Consider the following 24,539-nt stretch of genomic DNA (forward strand, 5'->3'; position numbering starts at 1 on the left):
TGATCGCCTCTTAGTCCTGACACAGCGGCGGGACATCGCCGGCCGCTCCGGTCCCCTGTTTGAGTAGCAGCCGCCGGGCCGGGGGGAACAGGTCCAGCGCGGTCAGGCCGATATTGCGGATCGCCGCCAGTGGCGGCCAGTCATTGCTGAAAAGCCGCACCAGCCCGTCGGTGAAGGCATAGGTGCGCCGGTAATCGCCCTCGCGGGAGCGGGCATAGGGGCTCAGCACATCGGCATCGCCGGGGTCGGGGGCCTCGCGCAGGGCCTCGACCAGGGCCGCGACATCGCGCAGCGCCAGGTTCAGGCCCTGGCCACCCACCGGGTGCAGGGCGTGCGCGGCATTGCCGAGCACCACCGCGCGGTCGGCGGCGAAGTCGGTGGCGGTGACCGCGGTCAGCGGGTAGAGCGCCCGGCTGCCCACCGCCTCCAGCCGGCCCAGACGCCAGCCGAAGGCCGCCTGCAGGCGCGCCAGGAAGGTCGCGTCACTGGCCTCGTGAGCCATCCACTCGGCGGTCTCGGTGGGCAGCGGCCAGACAATCGAAACCGCCCCGTCGGCGGCCGGCAGCACCGCCAGCGGCCCTTCGGGCGTGAATCGCTCATAGGCCATGCCGTTGTGGGCCCGTTCGGCCCGCACATTGGCGATGATCGCACTCTGGCCATAATCGCGCTCGCGGGTGTCGATCCCCAGCGCCGCGCGGGTCGTCGAGCGCATGCCATCCGCCACCACCAGCAGCCGTGTCGTCAGGGTGTGTTCACCCCGGTCATCGGCAATGCGCACCCGACGGCCCACCAGGCGGGCGGGCTGGTCACTGCCGTCGCCGGCGTACTGGGGGTACGTGTCGATGATACGGGCGGGGCAGCGAACCGTGGCGGCGGCGGCCATCGCCGGGCGCAGCGCCTGTCCCAGCACCCGGTTGGGGGCGACATGCCCCAGCGCCGGCAGCCCCTCGGCCTCGGCGGTCAGGCGGGTGAAGCCGCCATGGCCACGGTCGGAGACGTGGATGCGGCGGATGGGCTCGGCACCGGCCTCGATGGCGGGCCACAACCCCAGGTGGGTGAAGAACCGCCGTGACGTGGGCGCCAGCGCGGTGTGGCGCTCGTCAAAGCTCGGCTGTCCGTCGGCTTTGGCCGGTACCGGCTCGATCACCGCCACCGACCGGCCGCTGTCACGCAGGGCCACTGCCAGGCTGGCGCCCACCAGGCCGCCACCGGCGATCAGCACATCAAAGGTGTCATCCGTTGTCATGGGCCATGGCCGCCTCAATCGCCTCGACGGTCTTCGGCACCGCCGCGGTCAGGTTGTCGTGGCCACTGTCGGTGACCACACAGTCGTCCTCGATTCTCACACCAATGCCCTGCCAGCGGGTGTCCACCGGACTGCCCGGCGGGATGTAGAGCCCCGGCTCAACCGTGACCACCATGCCCGGTTGCAGGGTGCGCCAGTCGCCGTCCACTTTATAGGGCCCGACATCATGCACGTCCATGCCCAGCCAGTGGCCAGTGCGGTGCATGAAATAGCGCCGGTAGTCTCCCGGGTCGATCAGCGCGTCAACATCGCCGGTCAGAAGACCCAGGTCCACCATGCCCTCGACCAGGACCCGGGTGGCGGCCTGGTGGGCGGCATTGAATGACTCGCCCGGGCCCACCCGCTCGAGGGCCGCCTGCTGGGCGGCCAGCACCACCTCGTAGACGGCGCGCTGCTCGGCGCTGAAGCGGCCGTTGACCGGTAGCGTGCGGGTGATGTCGGCGGCATAGCCCGCGAGCTCCACCCCGGCATCCACCAGCAGCAGGTCGCCGTCACGCAGCGCGTCCTGGTTGGCGATGTAGTGCAGCACGCAGGCGTTGGCGCCACCACCGGCGATGATCGGGTACGCCGGCTCGCCGTTGTGACGGCGAAAGTCGTAGAGCAGTTCCGCCTCGACCTGATACTCCATCATCCCGGGCTCTACCGTGGCCATGAGCCGGGTGTGGGCGTCCGCCGAGATCCGGGCGGCGGCGCGCATCTGCTCAACCTCGGCCGCGGACTTGATCAGCCGCTCGGCATGCAGCAGCGGAGCCAGTGCCTCCACCGCCTGCGGGGCGCGCTCACCCATCTGCGCGCGGGCCTGACTCAGCCAGGCGATCAGCCGCTGATCAAACGTCTCATCGGCCCCCAGGTCACCGACCAGCGAGCGCCGGTCGGCCAGCAGCCCGGGCATCATCGCGTCGAGTTCCTCGATGGGGTAGGCGGCATCGGCGCCGTATTCGGACTGCGCGGCGGCCTGGCCAATGGTGCGGCCCTCCCAGGTCTCGCGCAGCGGGTCGCGTTCGCGCGAAAACAGGATGAACGCGCCCTCGGCCCGTCCCGGGGCCAACACCGCCACGGCATCGGGCTCGATGAAGCCGGTCAGATAGCGGAAGTCGCTCGACTGGCGGAATGGATAGTCCACGTCGCGGTTGCGGGGGCACTCGCCGGCCCCGGCGATCACGGCGATGGCGTCATCGCCCATGCGGCTGATCAGGGCGTCGCGGCGGCGGGCGTATTCAGTGGCATCCATGGCGTGGGCGGCTCCGCTCAATGCAGCACATCGGGGTCGGCGCGATCCCCGCCGACCGCCGGCTGGGCCGAGGAGGGCAGTGCGGTGTGCTCGCGCACCAGCAGGGTGGCCGCGCGCAGATACTCCACCAGCTCGGTGTAGGCGATCTCGTTGTCCTCGTCCAGCTCGGCCTCGGGGTCGATGCGGGCGATCTCGGTGAGGTCGCTGATCACCTCGTTGGCCTCGCGCGGCAGCTTGGCCGGGTCGTGGCTGCCCGCCACCCCGATGCCAAACAGAAACCCCTCGCACCAGTGGCCAAGGGCGGTGGCGCGGTCGCTGAGGGGCGCGTCGTCATCGGGCAGCAGCGGCTCAAACTCGAGGCTGTCGTTCTCCAGCCGGTCGCGGGTGTCCTGATAGAGCGCGCTCAGCGCCTCGAGCACCTCGCGGGCCGGCTCGCCCTTGGGCGACAGGCCATCGAGCACCTGAGCGATCCACTGCGCCGGCTCGGGCGTTTCGGTGCTGCAGAAAAGACCGCAGAGCATGCCCTGCGCCTCGGCGGCGGAAACCTCGGCCTCGACGCCCGCCAGCGCCGCGACCACATCGGTATAGCGTTCGGATTCATTCATGGGCATCAGTCTAGCATTGCTGCTAGACTCAGCGGCAGTCTAAAAGGATGGGACAAGTGGTTGATTCCGTTAGCGAACAGGCAGCACAACTCGAGCGCCGCGTGGAGCGCCTGATTCAGCTCTGCGAGCAGCTGCGCGACGAGAACCGCGTGCTGCTGCGCGCCCAGGAGTCCCTCAATGCCGAGCGCGCCGCCCTGCTCGAGAAAAACGAGACCGCCCGCGCCCGCATCGAGGCCATGATCAGCCGCCTCAAGACCCTGGAGCAGGACGGATGAGCGAGCCGGTCAAGGTCAGCATTCTCGATCGCGACTTCATGGTCGCCGCCCCGCCCGAACAGCAGGCCGACCTGCATGAATCGGCCCGGCAGCTTGATGCCCGCATGCGCGAGATCCGCGACAGCGGCCGGGTGGTGGGCACCGATCGCATCGCCATCATGGCCGCGCTCAACCTCATGCATGAGCTGCTCGAGGCGCAGAGCCAGGTCCACCACGACACCGCAACGGCCGAGCGGTTGCAGGCGCTGGACGCCCGCATCAGCGACTACCTGGCCGATGTCGACATCCCCGCCGAACTGCGCCGGCGCTAGACGCGGCCCGACCCGGTAGGCAAACTGGGTCTTGGGTTCCTGTGATGTTCGACACCGGGCTTTTGCATTCTTGACCCTACAATCATGCGCCTCAGGGGAGGTGGCGTAATGCCGTTGGTGTGCAGGTCCGCCACGAGCGGAAAGCCTAAGACGTCATTCGACCTCCCCGACCTGAACCAAAGGGTTCAAGGGCGTTGCCCGAACGGCATGATGGGGACCCACCCTGACACCAAGTCGGACCTGCGCCGCCGGTTGCGGGCCCGACGCCGTCGCCTCCGCGGCCGGGCCGCCCGCCGGGCCGCCGCGCTGGCCACCCGGCGGCTGACCGCCCTCGACCGGTGGCAGCGCGCCCGGCACATCGGCATCTACTGGCCCGCGGACGGCGAAATCGACACCCGCCCCCTGATCGCGGCCGCCACCCGGGCCGGCAAGCGCGTCTATCTGCCGGTGATCCGCTCATCCAACGGGGATTTGGCCTTCCGCCGCCATCGGCCCGGCGCCCCCCTGCAACGCGGCCGCTTCGGCCTGCCGATCCCGCCCCGCGCCGGGGCCCCGCAGCGCCGGCTGGCCGGACTCGACCTGCTGGTCATGCCGTTGGTGGGCTTTGATGCCGCCGGCCATCGGCTGGGCATGGGCGGCGGCTTTTACGACCGCACACTGGCGGGGCGCGGCCGGTGCCGGCGCCCGCTGCGGGTGGGCCTGGCCTATGCCTGCCAGCAGCACCCGGCCATCCCCCATGACCGGTGGGACCAGCGCCTCGATCGGGTCGTCACGGATCGCACGGTGCATGTCTGGTAGCATGTGCGATTAAACGTTGAACATTGCGGATGGACGCAGCAATGGCTTACTGGCTCATGAAATCGGAACCGGATGTCTATGGCATCGATCACCTCGCCGCCGAGCCGGACGGGGTCGAGCACTGGGACGGCATCCGCAACTATCAGGTCCGCAACCTGTTCCGCGATCAGTTCCAGCCCGGCGATCTCGCGTTTTTCTATCACTCCAACACCAAGGTGCCGGGCATCGTCGGTGTGATGGAGGTGGTGAGCGGGGCGTACCCGGACCACACCGCCTTTGACCCCGACGAAAAGTACTACGACCCCAAGAGTGACCCCGACAACCCGCGCTGGCTGATGGTGGATGTGCGCTATGTGCGCCACCTCGACCGGCTGATTTCGCTGGCCGAGCTCAAGGCCGACCCGGCACTCGCCGACATGCGGCTCGTCCAGCGCGGCAACCGCCTGTCCGTGATGCCGGTCACCGAGGCGCAGTGGCAGCATATCCTCGAAATGGAAAAGCAGGATGACCCCAGCAACCGATAACGCCCCCACCTTCGTCAGTCGGGGGCGCGCCCTAATCGATGCCCTGCCGCTGACCGCCGCACTGTTCGGCGTGGCGCTGGCATGGCTGAGCTGGCCGGATGTGGCCAACAGCGATGGCGAGGTGCCTCCGCTGCAGCCCATCGAAACCCGCACCGCGGTGGCGCTTGAGCGCGCCTTCACCGGTTATGGCTATGGCTGGCCGGCGCAGCAGGTGCCACCGGTCAGCGTCCAGGCCTTCCCCCCGGATCTGGCCGAGACCGTCACCGACACCAAAAAGTCGCTGTTCTTTCGCACCCTGCTGCCGCTGGTGCTGGCGGAAAACGCCCGCATCGAGGCACAGCGCGAGGATCTGGCCCGGGCCGCGCAGTCGGGCCTGCCGGACGAGCGCCGGCGCGAGATCCTGGGCCGGCTCGCCGACGAGTACGGGGTCGAGGGGGATCCACTGGCCGATGCCACTGCAGCCGCTCTGAAATCCCGGGTCAACACCGTGCCGCCGGCCCTGGCCCTGGCGCAGGCGGCCAAGGAAAGCGGCTGGGGCACGTCGCGCTTCGCCCGCCAGGGCAATAACCTGTTCGGCGAGTGGACCTGGGATGCCAGCCAGGGCATGACACCGCGCGACGCCGCCGCTGACGCGGATCACTTTGTGCGGCGGTTCACCAACCTGCGCGCCTCGGTGCGCAGCTACCTGAACAACCTCAACACCCACGACGCCTATGCCCGGTTCCGCTCGCTGCGCGCCCGGGCGCGGGCGGCGGGTCGTGCGATGACGCCGACGGAGATGACCGGCGGGCTCGAGAAGTACTCGCAGCGTGGCTGGGATTACGTCAGGGAAGTGCGCGCCATGATCACCACCAACCAGCTCAGCCAGCGGGTGGCCAATGTGCGCCTCACGCCCCTGGCCGAGCGGGTGGCGCAGCGCTAGGCGAGGGCCTTGACCAGCACCTTGGAGCCCCGGCCCAGGTTGTAGAACGCGCGCCGCTCCGCCGGCAGCGACTCGGTCGCCGTCGGCGCAAAGCCCTGTTCCCGAAACCAGTGCGCGGTGCGGGTGGTCAGCACGAACAGCCGGTCACAGCCCGCCGCCAGGGCATCCCGCTCAAGGCGGGCAAGCAGCTGGCGGCCGCGGTGGCCGTCGCGATAGTCCTGGTGCACCACCAGGCAGGCGATCTCGGCGGCGCTCGTCCCGTCAATGCGGTGCAGTGCCGCGCAGGCCACCACCGTGCCCTCGCGATCCATCACGGTGAAATCGTCGATCTCGGTCTCCAGCCGCTCGCGGGTGCGCCGCACCAGGGTGCCGTCCGCCTCCAGCGGCGCGATCAGCGCCAGGATCCCGCTGATGTCGTTGATGCCGGCGGCGCGCAGGCGCTCAAAGGCCTGGGGCATGATCAGTGTGCCCACGCCATCGCGTGAGAACAGCTCCCCCAGCAGGGCGCCGTCACGCTGGCGGGGCAGCAGATGCACCCGCGGCACCCCACCCCGACACGCGGCGATCGCCCGATTGACCTGGGCGTGAAGCGGCCCGGCATCGGCCGGGGCGGCCTCGAAGCGCTCGCGGGCCTCGTCCAGGGTCAGTTCCCCGAGTGGCGTGCCGTCGGCATTCATCAGCCCCTCGCCCTCGTGCAGGAACAGCAACTTGTCGGCCTGCAGCCCCCGGGCCGCCGCCACCGCCACATCCTCGGCATACAGGTTGAACTGCTCGCCGGTAGGGGAGACGCCCAGCGGGCTCATCAGCACGACCGCACCGTCATCCAGGCGCTGGCGCACGGCGGCGGTATCAATGCGCCGCACCTCACCGGTGTGCAGATGATCGACCCCCGCACGCACCCCCAGCGGCCGGGCGGTGACGAAGTTGCCACTCGCCACCTGCAGTCGCAGTCCCGCCATGGGCGAGTTGGCGAGGCCCATTGAGAACAGCGCCTCGATGGCCAGACGCACGCTGCCCACGGCGTCCACCACCGCATCCAGCGCTTCGGCGTCGGTCACGCGCAGGCCGTTGGCGTAGCGGATGGCCGCGCCGCGGGCGTTGAGCCGTTCCTCGACCTGCGGGCGGGCGCCGGGCACCAGCACCAGGCGGATCCCCAGGCCGTTGAGCAACGCCAGATCGTGGACCAGCGCCGCCGCGGTGCCCTCGCTGAGGGCTTCACCGCCGACGCTGATGACGAACGTGCGGCCCCGGTGCGCGTGGATGAACGGCGAGCTCTGACGGAACCAGTCCACCCAGGCGTCAAGGCGGTCGGTCATGATCGGCGCCCCCTAGAGCTCGCTCCAGTTGCTGCGCCGCCGCCAGCGGATGCGGGTGACGAGAATGCCCAGCAGCATGCCAAAGACGATCACCCCGGCCCCGGCGATGAACCAGTCGCGGCTTTCCTGATCGGCGGCTCGGTTGGCCTCGCGGCTCAGGTCGTTGACCTGGCGCTCAAGATCGAGGACTTCCTTGCGCAGGGCCTGGTTTTCGTCGGCCAGCTGCAGGCCCTCGTCGGCCTCCTGCAGGCGCTCGGTCATGCGCTGGTTGTCCTCGCGCAGCCGCTCGTTCTCGCTGCTCAGATTCTCGACCTGCGACTCGAGGGCGGCGACCTGTTCGCTCAGGTCACGGTTTTCGTCGCGCAGCGCGTCGCGCTCGCTCACCGCCTGCTCAAGCCGCGCGGCGGCGCCGGGCTCGGCATCCAGGTAGACGCTGCGCACCCAGCCCTCGTCGTTGCCGGCGCGCACCCGGGTCCAGGTCTCGCCGCGCTGCAGTACCTCCAGCTGTTCGCCGGACTCGAGCAGGCGCAGGATGCGGTAGTCATTGCCCTGGCCGCTGCGCAGGGTGATCTCGAGGGCGTCGGTGACATAGGCGGTGGTCTGCGCCAGCGCCATGCCGCTGCCGGCGATGGCCGCGGCGATCAGCCCACCCAGCGCCAGCGCCCTGCCCATTGCCCGTTTCGAATGCCGCACCCAAGCCTCCCTGGTTCAATCAATCATCAGACCGGCAGTCTAGCTGACGCCTTGGCCGCGGGACACCCGGCGCCTTTGCCATTGCCGCCGGCTGGGTCACAATGCGCCCATGATCCGTTATCCCGCCATCGATCCGATCGCCATCTCGCTGGGGCCGCTGGATATCCACTGGTATGGGGTGATGTATGCCATCGGCTTTGGTCTGGCCTGGTGGCTGGGCCGGCGTCGCGCGAACCGCCCCGACAGCCCCGTCGCCCCGGCGCAGATGGACGACCTGCTGCTGTTCGGCGCCATTGGCGTGGTCGTCGGCGGGCGCATGGGCTATGCGCTTTTCTACAGCGGCGGCGATCTGCTGGCCGATCCGCTGTCGCTGCTGCGCCTGTGGGAAGGCGGCATGGCCTTTCACGGCGGGCTGATCGGGGTCATCGTGATGATGGCGGTCTATGCCTGGCGCCACCGCATCGCGCCGCTGGCGCTGGGGGACTTCGTCGCGCCGCTGATCCCGCCGGGACTCGCCGCCGGGCGGTTCGGCAATTTCATTAACGGCGAACTCTGGGGCGCGCCCACCACCCTGCCCTGGGGCATGGTCTACCCACCGCTCGGCCCCGAGCCCCGGCATCCCTCGCAGCTCTATGAGTTGGCCCTGGAGGGACTGGTGCTGTTTGCGGTGGTCTGGATTTACTCGCGCCGGCCGCGGCCCATGGGGGCGGTCACCGGGCTGTTCCTGGCCGGCTACGGTCTTGCCCGGCTGGCGGTGGAGTTCATCCGCCTGCCCGATGCGCACATCGGTTATCTGTGGGGCGGGTGGCTGACCATGGGCCAGCTCCTGTCCCTGCCCATGATCATCGCCGGCCTCGCACTGCTGGCCTGGGCCTGGCGCCGCCCGGCCGCCTCCCCCTCGTCCTAGCCCAACCCGGAGCCTATCACCGCCATGCAGCAGTATCTCGACCTCCTCCGCCACGTCCGCGACCACGGTGTCGAAAAATCCGACCGCACCGGCGTGGGCACGCGCTCGGTGTTTGGCGGGCAGATGCGCTTTGACCTGGCCGACGGCTTTCCCATGGTGACCACCAAAAAGCTGCACCTGCGCGCCATCATCCACGAGCTGCTGTGGTTTCTGGCGGGCGAGAGCAACATCCGCTATCTCAAGGACAACGATGTCCATATCTGGGACGAGTGGGCCGACGCCAACGGCGATCTCGGCCCGATCTATGGCGTGCAGTGGCGCTCGTGGCCGACCCCCGATGGCGGTCAGATCGACCAGATCGCCCGGGTGGTCGAGCAGATCCGGCACAACCCCGACTCGCGCCGGCATATCGTCACCGCCTGGAACCCGGCCGAGGTGGATCGCATGGGGCTGCCGCCCTGCCATGTGCTGTTCCAGTTCTATGTGGCCGAGGGGCGGCTGTCCTGCCAGCTCTATCAGCGCAGCGCGGATCTGTTCCTGGGCGTGCCGTTCAACATCGCCTCCTACGCGCTGCTCACCCACATGGTGGCGCAGGTCACCGGGCTCAGGCCCGGGTCGTTCATCCATACCCTGGGGGACGCGCATCTCTACCTGAATCATCTCGAGCAGGCCGACACGCAGCTCGCCCGCGAGCCGCTGCCGCTGCCCACCCTCGAGCTCAACCCGGCGGTGGATGATCTCTTCGACTTCCGCTTCGAGGACATCCACGTCTCCGGCTATCAGTCGCACCCGCGCATTGCCGCGCCCATCGCCGTCTAGGAGCGTTCAGCCATGCAGATAACCCTGGTGGTCGCCATGACCGAAAACCGTGTCATCGGCCGGAACAACGACCTGCCCTGGCGGCTGCCCGATGACATGCGCCATTTCGTGGCGCTGACGCGGGGCAAGCCGATCGTCATGGGCCGCCGCAACTACGCCTCCATCGGCCGGCCGCTGCCGCGCCGTCAGAACATCGTCATGACCCGCCAGCCGGACTGGTCGGCGGACGGGGTCGAGGCGGTGCATTCGGTGGAAGCCGCCATCGCGGCGGCCGGGGATGTGCCCGAGCTGATGGTGATCGGCGGGGCCGACATCTATGCGGCGTTCCTGCCGCGGGCCGATCGCATCGAGCTGACTCGGGTGCGCACCGAGCTGGAGGGTGATACCTGGCTGCCGGTGTTCGAGGGCCCGGAATGGACCCGGACCGCACTCACCCATCACCCGGCGGATGCCGAGCATGCCTGGGCGATGGACTTTGAAGTCTGGGAGCGCCAGCCCGCGGCTGACTAGCGCTTTCTAGCGCTTCATGGCCTGGAAGAACTCGTTGTTGGTCTTGGTGTCCTTGAGCTTGTCGAGCAGGAACTCGATGGCGGCCAGCTCATCCATCGGATGCAGCAGTTTGCGCAGGATCCAGACCTTCTGGAGTTCGTCCGGGGTCATCAGCAGCTCTTCGCGGCGGGTGCCGGAGCGGTTGATGTTGATCGCCGGGTAGATGCGCTTCTCGGCGATGCGCCGGTCCAGGTGCACCTCCATGTTGCCGGTGCCCTTGAACTCCTCGTAGATGACATCGTCCATGCGCGAGCCGGTCTCGATCAGCGAGGTGGCGATGATGCTCAGGCTGCCGCCTTCCTCGATGTTGCGCGCGGCACCAAAAAAGCGCTTCGGGCGATGCAGGGCATTGGCGTCGACACCACCGGTCAGCACCTTGCCGGAGCTGGGCACCACGGTGTTGTAGGCCCGCGCCAGCCGGGTGATGGAGTCGAGCATGATCACCACGTCGCGCTTGTGCTCAACGAGGCGCTTGGCCTTTTCGATGACCATCTCGGCCACCTGCACATGACGGCTCGCCGGCTCGTCGAAGGTCGACGACACCACCTCGCCCCGCACCGTGCGCTCCATCTCGGTCACCTCTTCGGGGCGCTCATCGATGAGCAGGACGATGACGTAGGCTTCGGGGTTGTTGGAGGTGATGGATTGGGCGATGTTCTGCAGCAGCATGGTCTTGCCGGCCTTGGGCGGCGAGACGATCAGCGCCCGCTGGCCCTTGCCGATGGGCGCGCTCAGATCGATCACCCGGGCGGTCAGGTCCTCGGTGGACCCGTTGCCGCGCTCCAGCGTCATACGCTCCTTGGGGAACAGCGGCGTGAGATTCTCGAACAGGACCTTGTGCTTGGCCGATTCGGGTTTCTCGAAGTTGATCTGATCGACCTTGAGCAGCGCGAAGTAGCGCTCGCCATCCTTGGGCGGGCGGATCTTGCCCGAGATGGTGTCGCCGGTGCGCAGGCTGAAGCGCCGGATCTGACTGGGCGAGACGTAGATGTCGTCGGGCCCGGCCATGTAGGAGCTGGTGGCGGTCCGCAGGAAGCCGAAGCCGTCCTGGAGGATTTCGAGGACGCCGTCGCCCCAGATGTCCTCGCCCTTTTTGGCGTGCGCCTTGAGCAGGGAGAAGATAACGTCCTGCTTGCGCGAACGGGCCATGTTTTCGATGCCGAGGGACTGCGCCAGCTCGACAAGCTCGGCGGCGCGCTTATGCTTGAGTTCGGTGAGATTCATTTTTGCTTGAGGGGCCGCCCGACGGACGGCCGCTGCCTTGGTGGGAGGGGCGCACCCCGAGGGGGTCCCGCAGGTTAAAGGTTGCTGTCGATGAACGCGGAGAGCTGCGCCTTCGACAGGGCGCCCACCTTGGTGGCCTCGACCCCGCCGTTTTTGAACAGCATCAGCGTGGGAATGCCGCGGATCCCGTACTTAGGCGGGGTCTCGGGATTCTCGTCGATGTTGAGCTTGGCGATTCGAAGCTTGCCCTCGTAGCTACCGGCAATCTCCTCGAGGATCGGGCCGATCATCTTGCAGGGGCCGCACCACTCCGCCCAGTAGTCCACAAGGACCGGCTGGTCGGCATTGACGACTTCGGATTCAAAATTGGCGTCGGACACGTGGACGATATTGTCGCTCACGGAGCATTCCTCCAAAGGGATATCGGTCGCTGATCGAGATCGAGCCGGTCGAACGGATCGCCCGTCAAATCAATGAAAATGGCTAAGGGGACATCGCCCGAAAGGGCTTGTACGTCGAAGGCTAGTCCCCTGATTCGCCGGTGTCAAATGACGTGTATATTGGGCCGTCATGGACACTCAGACACTGCCCCGCCTGGCCGAACAGGCCGTCGCCATCGCCGAGTCCGCGGGCCGCACGATCCTTGGCATCTACGCCAACGGCTTCGACGTGCAGGCCAAGGCCGACGACTCGCCGCTGACCACCGCCGACAACGCCGCCCACGAGCTGATCGCGGAACGCCTGCAGGCGCTGACCCCCGACATCCCGGTGGTCTCCGAAGAGGGCGGCCTGCCCGACTATGCCGAGCGTCAGGGCTGGACCACCTACTGGCTGGTGGACCCGCTGGACGGCACCCGCGAGTTCGTCAAGCGCAATGGCGAGTTCACCGTCAACATCGCCCTCATCGAGGCCGGCCGCCCCATCTTCGGCGTGGTCCACGCGCCAGTGCTTGAATGCACGTGGGAGGCCGTCCACCGCCCGGCCCGCGACGGCGAAACCGCCCTGGGCTGGGCGCGGCGCCACGACGCCGACGGTCAGCACGCCATCCAGACCCGGCGCACCCCACCCACCGACCTGACCCTGGTGGTCAGTCGTTCGCACCGCCACCCGCAGGTCGAGGCCCTGCTCCAGCGTCTGCCCGCCTATCAGACCCGCTCCATGGGCAGCTCCATCAAGTTCTGTCTGGTCGCCGAGGGCGAGGCGGACTGCTATCCGCGCTTCGGCCCCACCTCGGAATGGGACAGCGCGGCCGCCCAGTGCATCGTCGAGGCCGCCGGCGGCGCGGTCATCCGCCCCGATGGCACGCCGCTGCGCTACAACACCAAGGCGTCGACGCTTAATCCCAACTTTGTGGTCATCGGCGACCCGCAGTGGCCTTGGGCGGATGCGCTTGACGGGTTGCCGGTGGAGGAGCGGTAGACGGCACAACAGTGCGGTGCCGCTTCCGTCCCCTTTCCCCGCGCTCACACGATGCGGGGCGCCTCGAGATCGCACGGTGAAAGGGGACGGAATCGGCAATCCCCGGATCCGGTGGCGCGCCCTGCATTGGCGATCCCGTTGCCCTGGATCGGGCGACCTCGGGACGCCGTAGTGTGTGGGATCCACTGCGTGAATCGCCCCGCGTCCCGCGCGAGCCCGATTCAGGGCAATGGGAGCGCCACCGCACCGCCTCAGCGGTGTTACGGCATCAACACATACTCACCCGGCGCCTCGACATCCGGGGCGTAGCCCTGACTCGGCGCGCCGAGGCTCGGCGGTGCCACGGCCTGCCCTGAGCGCTGCGCCAGCCAGTCCTGCCAGGTCGGCCACCACGAGCCTTCCTGCTGCGGCGTCTCGCGCTCGAAGCGCTCCGCCGGATAGGTGGGCTCCAGCGGCTTGAAGTGCCTGATCTGATAGTGCCTGCGCGGATGACCCGGCTCGCTGACAATGCCGGCGTTGTGCCCGCCCCGGGTCAGCAGGAAGGCCACGTCGGTGCGCGCCAGGCGGGTGATCTTGTACACCGAATGCCACGGGGCGATGTGGTCCTTCTGGGTGGCCACCGAGAAGATCGGGATATCGATGTCGGCGACGGAGACCGGCTGCCCGTCGATGTCGTAACGGCCCTCCACCAGATCGTTATGCAGGAACAGACTGCGCAGGTATTCGCTGTGCATGCGATAGGGCAGGCGCGTGGCGTCGGCGTTCCAGGCCATCAGATCAAACGTCGAATCGCGCTCGCCCATCAGGTAGTGGCGTATCATCCGCGACCACACCAGGTCCTGGGAGCGCAGCAGGTGGAAGGCGCCGGCCATGCGGTCCCGGCCCAGGTAGCCGCGGGCCCACATCACATCCTCGAGGAAAGAGACCTGGGATTCGTCGATGAACAGATCCAGCTCACCCGGCTCGGTAAAGTCGGTCTGCGTCGCCAGCAGTGACAGTGTGGCCAGCCGGTCGTCGCCGTCACGCGCCATGGCCGCCGCCGCCAGAGTCAGCAGCGTGCCGCCCAGGCAGTAACCCACGCCGTGCACCTTCTGATCGGGGACAATGTGGTTGACCGCGTCCAGCGGGTCGTTCACGCCCAGACGCCGATAGTCGGCCATCCCCATGCCGCGGTCCTCGGGCCCCGGGTTTTTCCACGACACCACGAACACCGTGTGGCCCTGACCGACCAGGTATTCGATCAGTGACCGGCCCGGCTGCAGGTCAAGGATGTAGTACTTCATGATCCAGGCTGGCACGATCAGCACCGGCTCGGGGTGGACCGTATCGGTGGTGGGCTCGTACTGGATCAGCTCCATCAACGCGTTGCGATGGACCACCTTGCCCGGCGTCACGGCCAGATCGCGGCCGACCTGATAATCCTCGTCGCTTGCCTGCGGCCGCCCGGCGAGCTCGCGCTGCACGTCCTCAAGCCAGTTCGAGCCGCCGCGGAGCAGGTTGGCACCGCGCTCGTTGACGGTCCGCTCGAGGACTTCCGGGTTGGTGGGCAGAAAATTCGACGGCGAGACCATATCCAGCATCTGCCGGACGGTGAAGTTGACCACCTCCTCGTGGTGCGGATTCACCCCCGGCACCCCGGTGGTCGCCACATGCCACCACTGCTGCTGGAGCAGGAATGCCTGGTGGATGAACGAAAACGGCCAGTTCCCCCAGGCCGGGGCCTCGAATCGCTGGTCGTCGGGCAGTGGCTCGATACAGCGGGTCTGCTCATCATCGGCAAGGCAGTGTCCGGAATAGGCGGCAAGGCGCAGCGCCTTGCGCAGGGCCTTTTCCTGAAGCGCGCCCTGGCGGCCGGGATTGAGCGCGAGATGCCCGGCCCAGTCAAAAAAGGCCAGCTGCAGGGCGGTCGGCGAAATCCCGCCGGTCATGCGCCCGATCATGGCGTGCAGCAGTCGATCCCAGGCCACGGGGTCGGTGACCTGCTCGGAGAACGCGTGGTCCAGTCGTGTCATATCGCTTCCCTTCGTACGGCTCTACACCATTGGGCTCGGGGGAGCGGCAGTACGTTCCATTCGTCGGTGTGGTGGTGTGCGGTGGCGCTCCCATTACCCTGAATCGGGCTCGCGCGGGACGCGGGGCGATTCACGCAGTGGATCCCACACACCACGGCGTCCCGAGGTCGCCCGATCCAGGGCAACGGGATCGCCAATGCAGGGCGCGCCACCGGATCCGGGGATTGCCGATTCCGTCCCCTTTCACCGTGCGATCTCGAGGCGCCCCGCATCGTGTGAGCGCGGGGAAGGGGGACGGAAGCGGCACACCACCGCCCCGCGCGGTGTTTCATCCCCCTTCCCGCAATAACCGCATCGGCGACGCCCGATAGTAGCGCCGCGCCCCCAGGGCGCCGGCAGCCCAGACGGTGACCAGTCCCACCAGCGCGCCCACCACCAGGGTCAGCGGCCGGAACGGGTAGTCCAGGCTGAACAGCACCTCGGCGACCACCATGCCGGCGGCCGTGGCGGCCAGGCCGGCCAGACTGCCGGCCACCAGGCCCACCAGCCAGAACTCCAGCCGTGCCATGCGCCGGATGCGTCGGCCGCTGGCGCCGAGGGCCCGCAGCAGGGCACTCTCAAAGCGGCGCTGCTCGCCGGTGATCTGCAGGGCCGCCAGCAGCACCAGCACGCCCGCCGCCAGGGTCAGCAGGGCCATGAGCTCCACCACGCTCGATCCCTGATCGATGATGGTGCGCACGATGCGCAGCACGCTGCTCACATCGATCGGTGTCACGCTGGGATAGGTCCGGACCAGGTCGTTGAGGACCTGCCCCTGGTCCGACGGCAGATGAAAACTGGTCAGCCAGGTCGCCGGCAGGTCGTCGAAGGTCCCGGGCGAGGCCAGCACGAAGAAGTTGACGTTGAAGCTCTCCCAGCGCACCTCGCGCAGGCTGGTGACCCGGGCGGTGACGCGCTGGCCGCCGGAGCTGAAGGTCATGCGATCGCCCGGCTCGACACCGATTTCCTCGGCAAAATCGGTTTCCACGGACAGCTGCGGCGACGGGTCGTCGACATCACCCCACCACTCGCCGGCGACGATGCGGTTGTCCGACTGCAGCTCGGTGGTCCACGACAGGTTGAACTCGCGCCGCGCCAGGCGGCGGGCCTGGGCGCTGTCGTAGTCGCCGGCCTGTACCGCCGCGTCGTTCAGTCCGGTCAGCCGCGCCCGAACCATGGGGTAGAAGCGCGTGTCGATCTGCGCCTCGGCCAGCCGCGAGCGGACGCCGTCCAGCTCATCGGGCTGGATGTTGATCAGGAACTGGTTGGGGGCATCGGCGGGGATTTCGCTCTCCCAGGCGCTCAGCAGGTCGTTGCGCACCACCGCCAGCAAAAAGAGGCTCATCAGGCCCACGCCCACCGCCACGATCTGGATGACCGCGGTCACTGGCCGGCGGGTGAAGCCGGTCAGCCACAGCAGGCGTCGATTGCCACCGCGCCGGGACCAGGCCCGGGCGCCGTAGACCACCGCCGCGGCCACCGCGGTCAGCAGGGCCAGGGTGGCGGTCACCGCGCCCAGCACACTCAGCGTCACCCGTGGATCGCCGGCCTGCCAGGCCATCAGCGCGATGATGACGCCGGCCGCCGCCAGCAACGGCACGCCGGCGCCCAGCAGCCCGCTGCCCAGGTCCTGGCGCAGCACCCGCATGGGCGGGGCATTGCGCAGGCGCGCCAGGGTGGGCAGGGCGAACCCCACCAGCGCCGCGGCAGCGGTCAGCCAGCCGGTGGCCAGCGGCTGCCAGCCCGCCGGCGGCAGTCGGGTGTCGAGCAGCTCGGCCACCAGTGCCAGCATGCCCAGGTGCAGCAGATAGCCCAGCCCGGCGCCAATGGCGCCGGCGAACAGTCCCAGCCACAACAGCTTGCCGATCATCAGCGCCAGCACCTGTCGCCGGGTGGCGCCAATGGCGCGCATCACGGCCACGCCGGTGATCTGGCGCTCGGCATAGTGGCGCACGGTCAGCAGCACCGCCACGCCGGCCACGATCACCGTCAGCAGTGCCGCCAGACCCAGAAAGCGCTTAGCCTGCTCGATGATCTCCGAGGCGCCGCGGCCCTGCTCGCTGGGTCGCTCGATCTCCACGGCATTGCCCTCGCGGGCCACCAGCTGATCGGTGAACCCGTCGAGCGCCGGGCGGGGACCCGCAAGCAGCAGTTTATGCCGGACCCGGCTGCCCTCGCCGATCAGCTCGGTGGCGGCCAGATCGGCGTGGTTGAACATCAGCCGCGGCGCCAGCCCGCCAAAGCCCTGACCGCGGTCGGGCTCAAAACTGAGGATCCCTGCCACCTCCAGGGTCTGGGCGCCGATTTCGAGGGTATCGCCCACCGAGACATCCAGCAGCCCCAGCAGGCGCGACTCGATCCAGGCCGTGCCCGGGGCGGGAATGCCATCGGGGACGACCTCTTCAGCCCCCGCCCGGGGCTGGATGCGCAAGCTGCCGCGCAGGGGATAGCGGTCACTGACGGCCTTGGCCGAGACCAGCCGGCTGGCGGCGTCATTGAGGACCACGGTGGGGAAGACCGCCGTGCGCGCCGTGGTCAGGCCCCGGGATTCGGCGTCGGCCTGCCAGTCATCGGGGATGTGGCGCGGGTATTCCACTGCCCGGTCCGCGGCCAGCAGGTCGGCGGCGCGGGCCTCGGTGGCACCGGCGACCCGGTCAGCCAGCCACGACACGCCGGTGACGGCGGCCACGGCAATGATCAGCGCCAGCGCCAGCAGGCGCAGTTCGCCGCCGCGCCAGTCCCGGTAGAGCAGCCGCAGCGCCAGCATCAGCCGGCCTCCGTGGCCAGCGCGCCATCGCGCAGGTAGCGCACCCGGGCGCAGCGCGCGGCGACGGCATGGTCGTGGGTGACCAGGATCAGGGTGGTGCCGTAGTCGCGATTGAGGGCGAACAGCAGATCAATGACCTGCTCACCGGTGTGATGATCGAGGTTGCCGGTGGGCTCATCGGCAAACAGGATCTGCGGGCGGCTGACGAACGCCCGGGCCAGGGCCACGCGCTGCTGCTCGCCGCCCGACAGCTGGGCGGGGTAGTGGGCGGTGCGATCGGCCAGGCCCACCCGTTCCAGGGCGGCAGCGGCCTGCGGGCGGGCCTGGCGCTCGCCGGCCAGCTCCGCGGGCAGCATGACGTTTTCAAGGGCGGTCAGGCCGGGCAGCAGGTGGAAGGCCTGAAACACGAATCCGACCCGGCCGCTGCGCAGGGCGGCGCGCTGATCCTCGTCCAGCTCGGTGAGATCCTCTCCGGCCAGGCTGACCCGGCCGCCGCTCGGCAGGTCGAGTCCCGCGAGCAGGCCCAGCAGGGTCGACTTGCCCGAGCCCGATGTCCCCAGAATCGCCAGGGAGTCGCCGGCATCAATGCTAAGATCAAGGTTTTCGAACAGGCTGATCCGGCCTTCCGGGGCCTCGAAGCGCATCGCCAGGGCGCTCGCTTCAAGCATCGGCGGGTCTTGACGGGAGGATTCCATGGGTTGGGGCATACGCGGTCGACTCCTGCATGCGTCGTGTTTACTGTGGCTGACCCTGCTGGTGGTGGGGCCGGCCATGGGCGCCGGCGCCGCTGACGAGCGGGTCCTGGTCCTGGGCGACAGCCTTTCGGCCGCTTATAACATGCCCACCGAATCGGGCTGGGTGGCGCAGCTGTCCGAGCGCCTCGGCCCCGACAGCCGGGTCATCAACGCGGCGATCAGCGGCGAGACCACCGCCGGCGCCGGGGCTCGTCTGCCCGCGGCCCTCGAGCGCCACGAGCCGTCCATCGTCATCATCGCGCTCGGCGGCAACGACGGCCTGCGCGGCATCTCGCCCGCCGCCATGCGCGACAACCTGCTCGCGATGATCGAGCGCTCACGGGCGGCCGGCGCCCGGGTGCTGCTGGCCGGCGTGCGCCTTCCTGCCAATTATGGCACCGCATTCATCGAGCGGTTCCGCCAAGTCTACCGCGATGTCGCCGAGCGCACCGGCGTGCGCCTGATTCCGATGCTGCTCGACGGCGTGGCCGAGGACCCGTCACTCATGCAGTCGGACGGCATTCACCCCAATGCAAAGGCCCAGCCGATCATCCTTCAGACGGTATGGTCGGGGCTTGCCCCGCTGCTTGAATCGGACCCTGAAGGCTCGCCGGCAGACTGACCGTCATGGTCATCGGCAGATGATCGGACAGCGGGGCGTCCAGCACTTCGACCGCCTCCACCGCCAGACTGGGAGTGACCAGAATATGATCGATATTGCGGGCCGGCCGCCAGCTGGGATAGGTGGGCTCGGTGCTGGCCGGTTCGCGCAGGCCCGTCTCGGCGCATAGATAGCGCAGCTCGGGACTGCTCGAGTGGCAGTTCAGATCCCCCATGACGATGGCATGTGACTCATCGGCGATGCACTCGGCGATGTAGGCCAGCTGATTGAGCCGCGCGCGCTGGCTCAGCGCCAGGTGCAGCAGCACCACCAGCAGATCATCCCGCGCGGTGGAAAAGCGCACCATCAACGCCCCGCGGCCGGGTATCCGTCCCGGCAGGCGGTGCTCGCTCACCGTGGTCGCCGGGCAGCGCGCGAGCAGGCCATTGCTGTGCTGGGCGAGCCGCCCCAGCGGCCGGTTGGTCTGGGTATAGCGGTGCGGGAAGGCCGCGGTCTCGGCCAGGAATGCGGTCTGATCGACGAAGCCGCTGCGCAGGCTGCCGGCGTCCAGCTCCTGGAGGCCCACCAGATCAAAGCCGCGGATGGTCTCGGCGATGCGCCGCAGGTTGGGCATGCGCGCGGTATCCGGCAGCACATGACGCCAGCCGCGGGTGAAATACTGGTGGTAGTAACGCGTCTCGATGCCGGCCTGGATGTTGAAGCTCATCAGCCGCAGCCGGGCCGGCAATCGATCCATGGTCTCGGGCCCCGGGCGGTTCAGCCCTCACCCGCTTCGCCGGCTACCAGCGAATCGGCCACGTCCAGCATGCCCCGCTGCCCACCGGCCTGGCGCACATCCACCAGGTACTGCCCGGCCACGCCCAGCGACGGCGTCCCGCGCACCCCGTAGGCACCGGCCAGACGCTCGGCGCGGTTGAGGCTGGAGCTGACCGCGAACGAATTCAGCGCATCCATCACTTCGGCCTCGCTCACGTCGGCCACGCTGGCGTAGAAGGCCGCCACATCGGCATGGCTCTCAAACTGGCGACCCTCCTCGTGGATCGCATCAAACATGGCCCGATGGGTCTGATCGAGGATGCCCAGCGCATCGGCAGCGTAATAGGCCCGGGCCAGTACGGCCCAGCTGTCGCGGCCGAAGGTGATGGGTGTGTGCACCAGATCGACTCGCCCTTCGTTCTCCGCCACCCAGTCGCTGAGGACCGGCTCGAAGTCGGCGCAGTGCGGACAGCCATACGAGAAGAACTCGCGCACCTGCACGGCGTCGCCCGTGCTGTCGGTGGGCTGGGGGTTGTCGAGCACCGAATAGCCCTGCTGGGCGGCGGCCGGCCCGGTGATCAGTGCGGCCGCCAGGCCAAACAGCAGCAGCGCCGCCGGGGCCCAACGGCCCATCGAGAAAGTCAGTCGCATGAATCGGCTCCGTTGAAAGTCATGACGTCCATCATCCTACAGTTCGCCGTAGGAGTGCAGTCCCGAGAGGAACATGTTGACCCCCAGAAAGGCGAAGGTGGTGACGAACAGGCCGATCACCGCCCACCAGGCCATGGGCGTGCCGCGCAGGCCCTTGGTATAGCGCAGATGCAGCCAGGCCGCGTAGTTGAGCCAGACGATCAGCGCCCAGGTCTCCTTGGGGTCCCACGACCAGTAGGCGCCCCAGGCCTCGGCCGCCCACAGGGCGCCAAGGATGGTGGCCACCGTGAAAAACGCGAAGCCCAGGGCGATGCTGCGATAGCTGACATCGTCGATCTGCTTGAGGGTGGGCAGCCGGTCGGCCCATTTGCTGTCGTCGGGCACCCGTGCGCGGATCAGATACGCCACACCCAGCATCGCGGCGATGGCAAAGCAGCCATAGCCGATGAAGTTGGTGGGCACGTGGATCTTCATCCAGTAGCTTTTCAGGGCCGGGACCAGCGGTTCGATCTGCGAGGCGCCCCGGTCAAAGTGGTACCAGAGCAGGAAACCCACCGAGGCGGTGATCACCAGCAGCACGAAAAACCCCATGGAATAGGTCTGCTGGGCCTTTTCGTAGTAGAGGTAGATCAGCGCGGTGATGACCGCGAACAGCACGAACACCTCGTAGAGGTTGCTGACCGGGATATAGCCGATGCCCCCGGCGAACAGATGGGTCTCGTGCCAGCGCACCAGCAGGCCCACCAGCCCGGCGCCGGCGCCGAACCAGGTCAGCGTCGAGGCCACCTGGCCGGTGAAGCGGTGGCCGGTAAATAGCGAGACGCCATAGACCAGCGTCGCGGCCGGGAACAGCGCGCTCATCCACATGATCGCGGACTGGCTGGAGAGCAGGTACTGCAGGAAGAAATCCGTCTGTGCGGCCCCCAGCGCCGGGTAGCGCATGACCGCGAACAGGCTCAGCAGGCAGACCGCGGCCATGTAGATCTTTGACTCGCCCCAGTGCCAGCCGATGCCGATCATCACCCCGGCGGTGAACAGGGTGATCACCACCTCGTAGCCGTTCATGACATCGCCCAGCACCTGGAAGGTGCCGGCGGTGGCCACCGCGACCAGGGCCGCCCAGGCCCAGTCACTCACCGTCAGCCGCTGCCACAGGGACGGGCGGCGCATCTGACGCATCATTTCTTCGCGGGACGCTACCATTTCCTTAACCTCGATCCGTGTTGTCGCGCTCGAGCTGTTGGTCGACCGCATCCGCCAGTTCTCCAAACTCCTCCGCAAAGGCCTCGGGCTGGCGCTGATTGGCACCGGCCATCAACAGGTCGGCGCCACCGTTGTCCCGCGGGGTGATCAGCGCCCAGACGCGCCGATGCGAGACATAAAAAAGCAGAAACACCCCGATCGTGAGCATTGCCGAGCCGGCATAGACCACATTCTTGCCCGGGGCGCGGGTGATTTGAAGGCCCGTGGCCTGACGGTGATCAAAGTGATCGATACTAAAGATCACCGGCGCGCCATAATCCGAGACGGTGGAGACCGCGTTCATGGCGTCCTCGAAGAATGCCCGCTGATCGGCATCGGTCTGCACCATCGACAGCTGCACACCCTCGCGCGCGGCGAGCACCTCGCGGTAGATCTCGAACAGGGTGCGCTGAAGCACCGAGCGGGAGAACTCCAGCAGCATCTCGGGGCGGTTGGAGCCGGCCACACGGTCTTCGAGCTGCCGGTTGACGGCGCCGAAGCCCCCGTCCAGCAGGGTCGCGATCATGTCATCGGCGGTGCCCGCCACCCGCGCACCCAGCTCGGGATTGGCCACGCCCATCTGCGCCAGCAGCCCATCGGCGGCCCGCTGCGAGGCCTGTTTCACGCGGTTGGGATCGTCCAGTGCGGCGTAGAAGTCGAGAAAGGTCTTCATCGAGGCGTCGTCATCGGCCGGCACATGCAGGTACTGGAACGGCTGGCCGGGGCTGCTGCGCACGCCGTGCAGGTAGTACCAGCGCCCGTCGATTTCCACCGGCGCCATGTAGGTATGAAACTCGCGCGCCTGGCCGGCGTCATCGCGCATGGTGTAGTTGAACGACGGCCCGACGTTACGGAACTCGTCCCGGGCGCCGGTCCGCTCGACGGCCCGCGGGTCCGGATTGACGTTGAAAAGCTGGAAGTCGTCGATCTCGAGGGTGCGCTCGATGCCGCCCAGCTGCAGGCGCAGGTTCTCGAACACCCGGCCGTCCACGGGCATGGAGGCGCCGGAGCCATCGAGGATGTGTCCGGTCAGGTCCAGCGCCGTGCCGCCATCGGTGAACGAGGCCTGGTACAGCGTATGGCCGCGGTGGGTGAGCGGCTCATTGACCGAGATGGTCTTGCGGATGGGGTCTTCGAGGGTGGGGTCATGAATGACCAGGTCACTCTCGTAACTGCTCGGCATGCCATTGGGGTAATGGTCGATGCGAAAGTCCTCGAGATAGATCTCGAATGGCAGTTCCTGGACGAGATAGCCGTCGCGGACCTGGAGGAAGGTCACGCTGCTGTTGCTGTCCTCGGGGATGGTGATGTTGCCGCGGAACGAGCCACTCTCGGGCGGCAGCCAGCTCTCACCGGGTACCTGGGAGACCGGCAGATCGCGGGTCTCGATGGCCAGATCGCCGGTCATCTCGCGGATCTTGAGGTTGATGTTGCCGTCGATCAGCGCGCCCACGGCGATCACCACCACGGCGACGTGGGTAAGCACATAGCCCGCCCGGGTGGCGCCGCCCTTCATGCCGGCCAGGATCACCGTGTCACCGCGCACCTCACGCCGGGTGCGGTAGCCATAGCCGCGGAACGCCGAATCGGCGAGCATCTCCGCGGATTCCGCATCGGCCCCGACCTGCCAGCGCCGGTGGTTGGAGAGCGCCAGCAACGAGCGCTCGCGCACATGGGTGCGATAGCGGGTGACTTCGCGCCAGACGCCGGGAATATGCCGGCTGACACAGACCCCGGTGGACAGGATGAGAAAGCCGAGAATGCCCAGAAACCACCACGCCGAGTAGACGTCGTAGAGGTTGAGCATGCGGAAGACCTCGAACCAGAACGGCCCGAACTGGATGAGATATTCGTTATAGGGATTGTTCTGGGGCAGGACGGTGCCGATGATCGAAGCGATGCTGACCACCACCAGCAGGGTGATCGCGAGGTTCATCGACCCCAGGAATTCGAGCCAAATACTGCCGGAGCGCCGCCTGTCGCGTCGCTTTCCGCCCGTGGGGCTGTCTGTCACTGTCGCAGCATTCTGAACCATTGAATGCCCACCTGTTCGCTATCGACGTTATATTACCGCGCGTCGGCGGTGGGTTTAACCATCCGCCAACGGGGGATTTGCCATCGGTCGCGAACTATTCGGCTGCAATATCCGTCGGGTAAAGGCCGCGCACGTAGTTGGCGACAGCCTGGATCTCTTCGTCATCGAGCTTCGAGGCGATGTCGTTCATCAGCCCGGCCTGACCGTAGCCCGAGCGTTTGCCGGACTGGTACAGCCCGAGCTGCTCGATGGTGTATTCGACCTTCTGGCCGCTCAGCCGCGGATAGCCGCTGCTGGGCACGCCCATGCCCCCGGGGCCGTGACAGCTGACACAGGCCGGCACGCCCTTCTCGGCGATGCCACCCATGTAGATGCTGCGCCCGGTGCTGAGCAGCTCTTCGGGGGTCTCACCCAGCTCGGCGTCGAGCTCCGAGAAGTAGACCGCCAGATCGGCCATGGTCTGCTTGTCGAGCCCGGCCGCCTGGCCCAGCATGATCGCGTTCTCGCGCTCGCCGGATTTGTAGAACTGCAGGTGCTCGTAGATGTAGTCCGCGTGCTGCCCGGCCAGGTTGGGGTAGTTGGGCACGACACTGTTGCCATCCGCCCCGTGGCAGGCGACACAGGTGGCTGAGGCGGCCTCACCGCGCTTCGGGTCGGCGTTTTCGAGCTGGGCCTGGGCCGCCCCGCTCATCAGGCACAGCGCGGCGAGCGCGGATAACAACTTAACGATCATGATGTCCGACAGTTCTTGGATAGAATGGCTTTATACCAACGCCCCCCGA

At 67.9% G+C, this 24,539-nt stretch carries 25 protein-coding genes and 1 other RNA gene; 11 read left to right on the forward strand and 15 right to left on the reverse strand.

Features of this window, described 5'->3' with window-relative positions; genetic code table 11:
• Positions 1–10: 10 nt before the first annotated feature.
• The 3 genes from ubiH to BBH56_RS08380 are packed head-to-tail and all read right to left on the reverse strand — an operon-like array spanning position 11 to position 3,142.
• Positions 11–1,246 (reverse strand): 2-octaprenyl-6-methoxyphenyl hydroxylase, encoded by a 1,236-nt coding sequence (gene ubiH, locus BBH56_RS08370; protein WP_148122546.1) that lies wholly within the window; start codon positions 1,244–1,246, stop codon positions 11–13.
• On the reverse strand, positions 1,233–2,537 hold the full coding sequence (locus tag BBH56_RS08375) for an aminopeptidase P N-terminal domain-containing protein (protein ID WP_148122547.1): 1,305 nt from the start codon (positions 2,535–2,537) through the stop codon (positions 1,233–1,235). The genes ubiH and BBH56_RS08375 overlap by 14 nt, the downstream gene beginning before the upstream one ends.
• Before the next feature lie 17 nt (positions 2,538–2,554).
• The gene (locus tag BBH56_RS08380; protein WP_318262532.1) at positions 2,555–3,142 is read right to left on the reverse strand and encodes a UPF0149 family protein; all 588 of its coding nucleotides are present in this window, start codon (positions 3,140–3,142) and stop codon (positions 2,555–2,557) included.
• Between the two features lie 56 nt (positions 3,143–3,198).
• Between BBH56_RS08380 and BBH56_RS08385 the strand changes: the two genes are divergently transcribed.
• The 6 genes from BBH56_RS08385 to BBH56_RS08410 all read left to right on the forward strand — a co-directional run bounded on the left by BBH56_RS08385 (position 3,199) and on the right by BBH56_RS08410 (position 5,972).
• Positions 3,199–3,417: a TIGR02449 family protein gene (locus tag BBH56_RS08385; RefSeq protein ID WP_235011892.1), complete on the forward strand. Its 219-nt coding sequence runs from the start codon at positions 3,199–3,201 to the stop codon at positions 3,415–3,417.
• A complete protein-coding gene (locus BBH56_RS08390) occupies positions 3,414–3,728 on the forward strand; it encodes a cell division protein ZapA (protein ID WP_148122549.1) in 315 nt (104 codons plus the stop codon). The genes BBH56_RS08385 and BBH56_RS08390 overlap by 4 nt, the downstream gene beginning before the upstream one ends.
• A gap of 33 nt (positions 3,729–3,761) precedes the next feature.
• Positions 3,762–3,949: non-coding RNA, 6S RNA (gene ssrS / locus BBH56_RS08395), on the forward strand.
• Positions 3,936–4,526 carry a 5-formyltetrahydrofolate cyclo-ligase gene (locus BBH56_RS08400; RefSeq protein ID WP_148122550.1) on the forward strand — a complete coding sequence of 197 codons (591 nt, stop codon included), beginning with the start codon at positions 3,936–3,938 and terminating at the stop codon, positions 4,524–4,526. Before ssrS ends, BBH56_RS08400 begins: the two co-directional genes overlap by 14 nt.
• Positions 4,527–4,567: 41 nt before the next feature.
• Positions 4,568–5,050: an EVE domain-containing protein gene (locus BBH56_RS08405; RefSeq protein WP_148122551.1), complete on the forward strand. Its 483-nt coding sequence runs from the start codon at positions 4,568–4,570 to the stop codon at positions 5,048–5,050.
• The gene (locus BBH56_RS08410) at positions 5,031–5,972 is read left to right on the forward strand and encodes a glucosaminidase domain-containing protein (RefSeq protein ID WP_069133742.1); all 942 of its coding nucleotides are present in this window, start codon (positions 5,031–5,033) and stop codon (positions 5,970–5,972) included. Before BBH56_RS08405 ends, BBH56_RS08410 begins: the two co-directional genes overlap by 20 nt.
• On the opposite strand, the gene argA is transcribed toward BBH56_RS08410, so the two are convergent.
• A complete protein-coding gene (gene argA, locus BBH56_RS08415; protein ID WP_148122552.1) occupies positions 5,969–7,288 on the reverse strand; it encodes an amino-acid N-acetyltransferase in 1,320 nt (439 codons plus the stop codon). The two genes, BBH56_RS08410 and argA, sit on opposite strands and share 4 nt — an antisense overlap.
• Positions 7,289–7,300: 12 nt before the next feature.
• A complete protein-coding gene (locus tag BBH56_RS08420) occupies positions 7,301–7,981 on the reverse strand; it encodes a TIGR04211 family SH3 domain-containing protein (protein WP_157809140.1) in 681 nt (226 codons plus the stop codon).
• Positions 7,982–8,090: 109 nt separating this feature from the next.
• On the opposite strand from BBH56_RS08420, the gene lgt reads away from it, so the two are divergent.
• From lgt to BBH56_RS08435, 3 genes are read left to right on the forward strand one after another with little or no spacing between them, the layout of a single operon-like run.
• On the forward strand, positions 8,091–8,888 hold the full coding sequence (lgt, locus tag BBH56_RS08425; RefSeq protein ID WP_148122554.1) for a prolipoprotein diacylglyceryl transferase: 798 nt from the start codon (positions 8,091–8,093) through the stop codon (positions 8,886–8,888).
• A 24-nt stretch (positions 8,889–8,912) separates the two neighbouring features.
• On the forward strand, positions 8,913–9,707 hold the full coding sequence (locus BBH56_RS08430) for a thymidylate synthase (protein WP_148122555.1): 795 nt from the start codon (positions 8,913–8,915) through the stop codon (positions 9,705–9,707).
• A 12-nt stretch (positions 9,708–9,719) separates the two neighbouring features.
• Positions 9,720–10,217 carry a dihydrofolate reductase gene (locus BBH56_RS08435; RefSeq protein WP_069133752.1) on the forward strand — a complete coding sequence of 166 codons (498 nt, stop codon included), beginning with the start codon at positions 9,720–9,722 and terminating at the stop codon, positions 10,215–10,217.
• A 6-nt stretch (positions 10,218–10,223) separates the two neighbouring features.
• Here BBH56_RS08435 and rho read toward each other — a convergent pair whose 3' ends face one another.
• Both rho and trxA read right to left on the reverse strand, forming a co-directional pair.
• The gene (gene rho, locus BBH56_RS08440) at positions 10,224–11,480 is read right to left on the reverse strand and encodes a transcription termination factor Rho (RefSeq protein ID WP_069133754.1); all 1,257 of its coding nucleotides are present in this window, start codon (positions 11,478–11,480) and stop codon (positions 10,224–10,226) included.
• A gap of 74 nt (positions 11,481–11,554) precedes the next feature.
• Positions 11,555–11,881: a thioredoxin TrxA gene (gene trxA, locus BBH56_RS08445; protein WP_069133756.1), complete on the reverse strand. Its 327-nt coding sequence runs from the start codon at positions 11,879–11,881 to the stop codon at positions 11,555–11,557.
• Positions 11,882–12,050: 169 nt separating this feature from the next.
• Between trxA and cysQ the strand changes: the two genes are divergently transcribed.
• A complete protein-coding gene (cysQ, locus tag BBH56_RS08450) occupies positions 12,051–12,899 on the forward strand; it encodes a 3'(2'),5'-bisphosphate nucleotidase CysQ (RefSeq protein ID WP_148122556.1) in 849 nt (282 codons plus the stop codon).
• Between the two features lie 260 nt (positions 12,900–13,159).
• On the opposite strand, the gene BBH56_RS08455 is transcribed toward cysQ, so the two are convergent.
• The 3 genes from BBH56_RS08455 to BBH56_RS08465 all read right to left on the reverse strand — a co-directional run bounded on the left by BBH56_RS08455 (position 13,160) and on the right by BBH56_RS08465 (position 18,385).
• Positions 13,160–14,911: a PHA/PHB synthase family protein gene (locus BBH56_RS08455; RefSeq protein WP_148122557.1), complete on the reverse strand. Its 1,752-nt coding sequence runs from the start codon at positions 14,909–14,911 to the stop codon at positions 13,160–13,162.
• A 328-nt stretch (positions 14,912–15,239) separates the two neighbouring features.
• Complete coding sequence (locus BBH56_RS08460) at positions 15,240–17,717, reverse strand: ABC transporter permease (protein ID WP_148122558.1); 2,478 nt, start codon at positions 17,715–17,717, stop codon at positions 15,240–15,242.
• Entirely contained in the window at positions 17,717–18,385 is a 669-nt protein-coding gene (locus tag BBH56_RS08465) for an ABC transporter ATP-binding protein (RefSeq protein ID WP_069133764.1), read from the reverse strand. Before BBH56_RS08465 ends, BBH56_RS08460 begins: the two co-directional genes overlap by 1 nt.
• Before the next feature lie 25 nt (positions 18,386–18,410).
• Between BBH56_RS08465 and BBH56_RS08470 the strand changes: the two genes are divergently transcribed.
• Positions 18,411–19,073: an arylesterase gene (locus BBH56_RS08470; RefSeq protein ID WP_148122559.1), complete on the forward strand. Its 663-nt coding sequence runs from the start codon at positions 18,411–18,413 to the stop codon at positions 19,071–19,073.
• On the opposite strand, the gene BBH56_RS08475 is transcribed toward BBH56_RS08470, so the two are convergent.
• From BBH56_RS08475 to BBH56_RS08495, 5 genes are all read right to left on the reverse strand, one after another.
• Entirely contained in the window at positions 19,000–19,809 is an 810-nt protein-coding gene (locus BBH56_RS08475) for an endonuclease/exonuclease/phosphatase family protein (RefSeq protein WP_318262533.1), read from the reverse strand. The two genes, BBH56_RS08470 and BBH56_RS08475, sit on opposite strands and share 74 nt — an antisense overlap.
• A gap of 20 nt (positions 19,810–19,829) precedes the next feature.
• Positions 19,830–20,480 carry a thiol:disulfide interchange protein DsbA/DsbL gene (locus BBH56_RS08480; RefSeq protein ID WP_235012746.1) on the reverse strand — a complete coding sequence of 217 codons (651 nt, stop codon included), beginning with the start codon at positions 20,478–20,480 and terminating at the stop codon, positions 19,830–19,832.
• A gap of 36 nt (positions 20,481–20,516) precedes the next feature.
• Positions 20,517–21,659, reverse strand: a complete 1,143-nt coding sequence (gene ccsB / locus BBH56_RS08485; RefSeq protein ID WP_235011925.1) for a c-type cytochrome biogenesis protein CcsB — start codon at positions 21,657–21,659, stop codon at positions 20,517–20,519.
• 28 nt (positions 21,660–21,687) lie between these two features.
• The gene (locus BBH56_RS08490) at positions 21,688–23,658 is read right to left on the reverse strand and encodes a cytochrome c biogenesis protein ResB (protein WP_157809141.1); all 1,971 of its coding nucleotides are present in this window, start codon (positions 23,656–23,658) and stop codon (positions 21,688–21,690) included.
• Positions 23,659–23,851: 193 nt separating this feature from the next.
• Positions 23,852–24,490 (reverse strand): c-type cytochrome, encoded by a 639-nt coding sequence (locus BBH56_RS08495; protein WP_069133775.1) that lies wholly within the window; start codon positions 24,488–24,490, stop codon positions 23,852–23,854.
• Positions 24,491–24,539 lie beyond the last annotated feature (49 nt).

Origin of the sequence: Spiribacter roseus (assembly GCF_002813635.1) — a bacterium.
Lineage (GTDB): Bacteria > Pseudomonadota > Gammaproteobacteria > Nitrococcales > Nitrococcaceae > Spiribacter > Spiribacter roseus.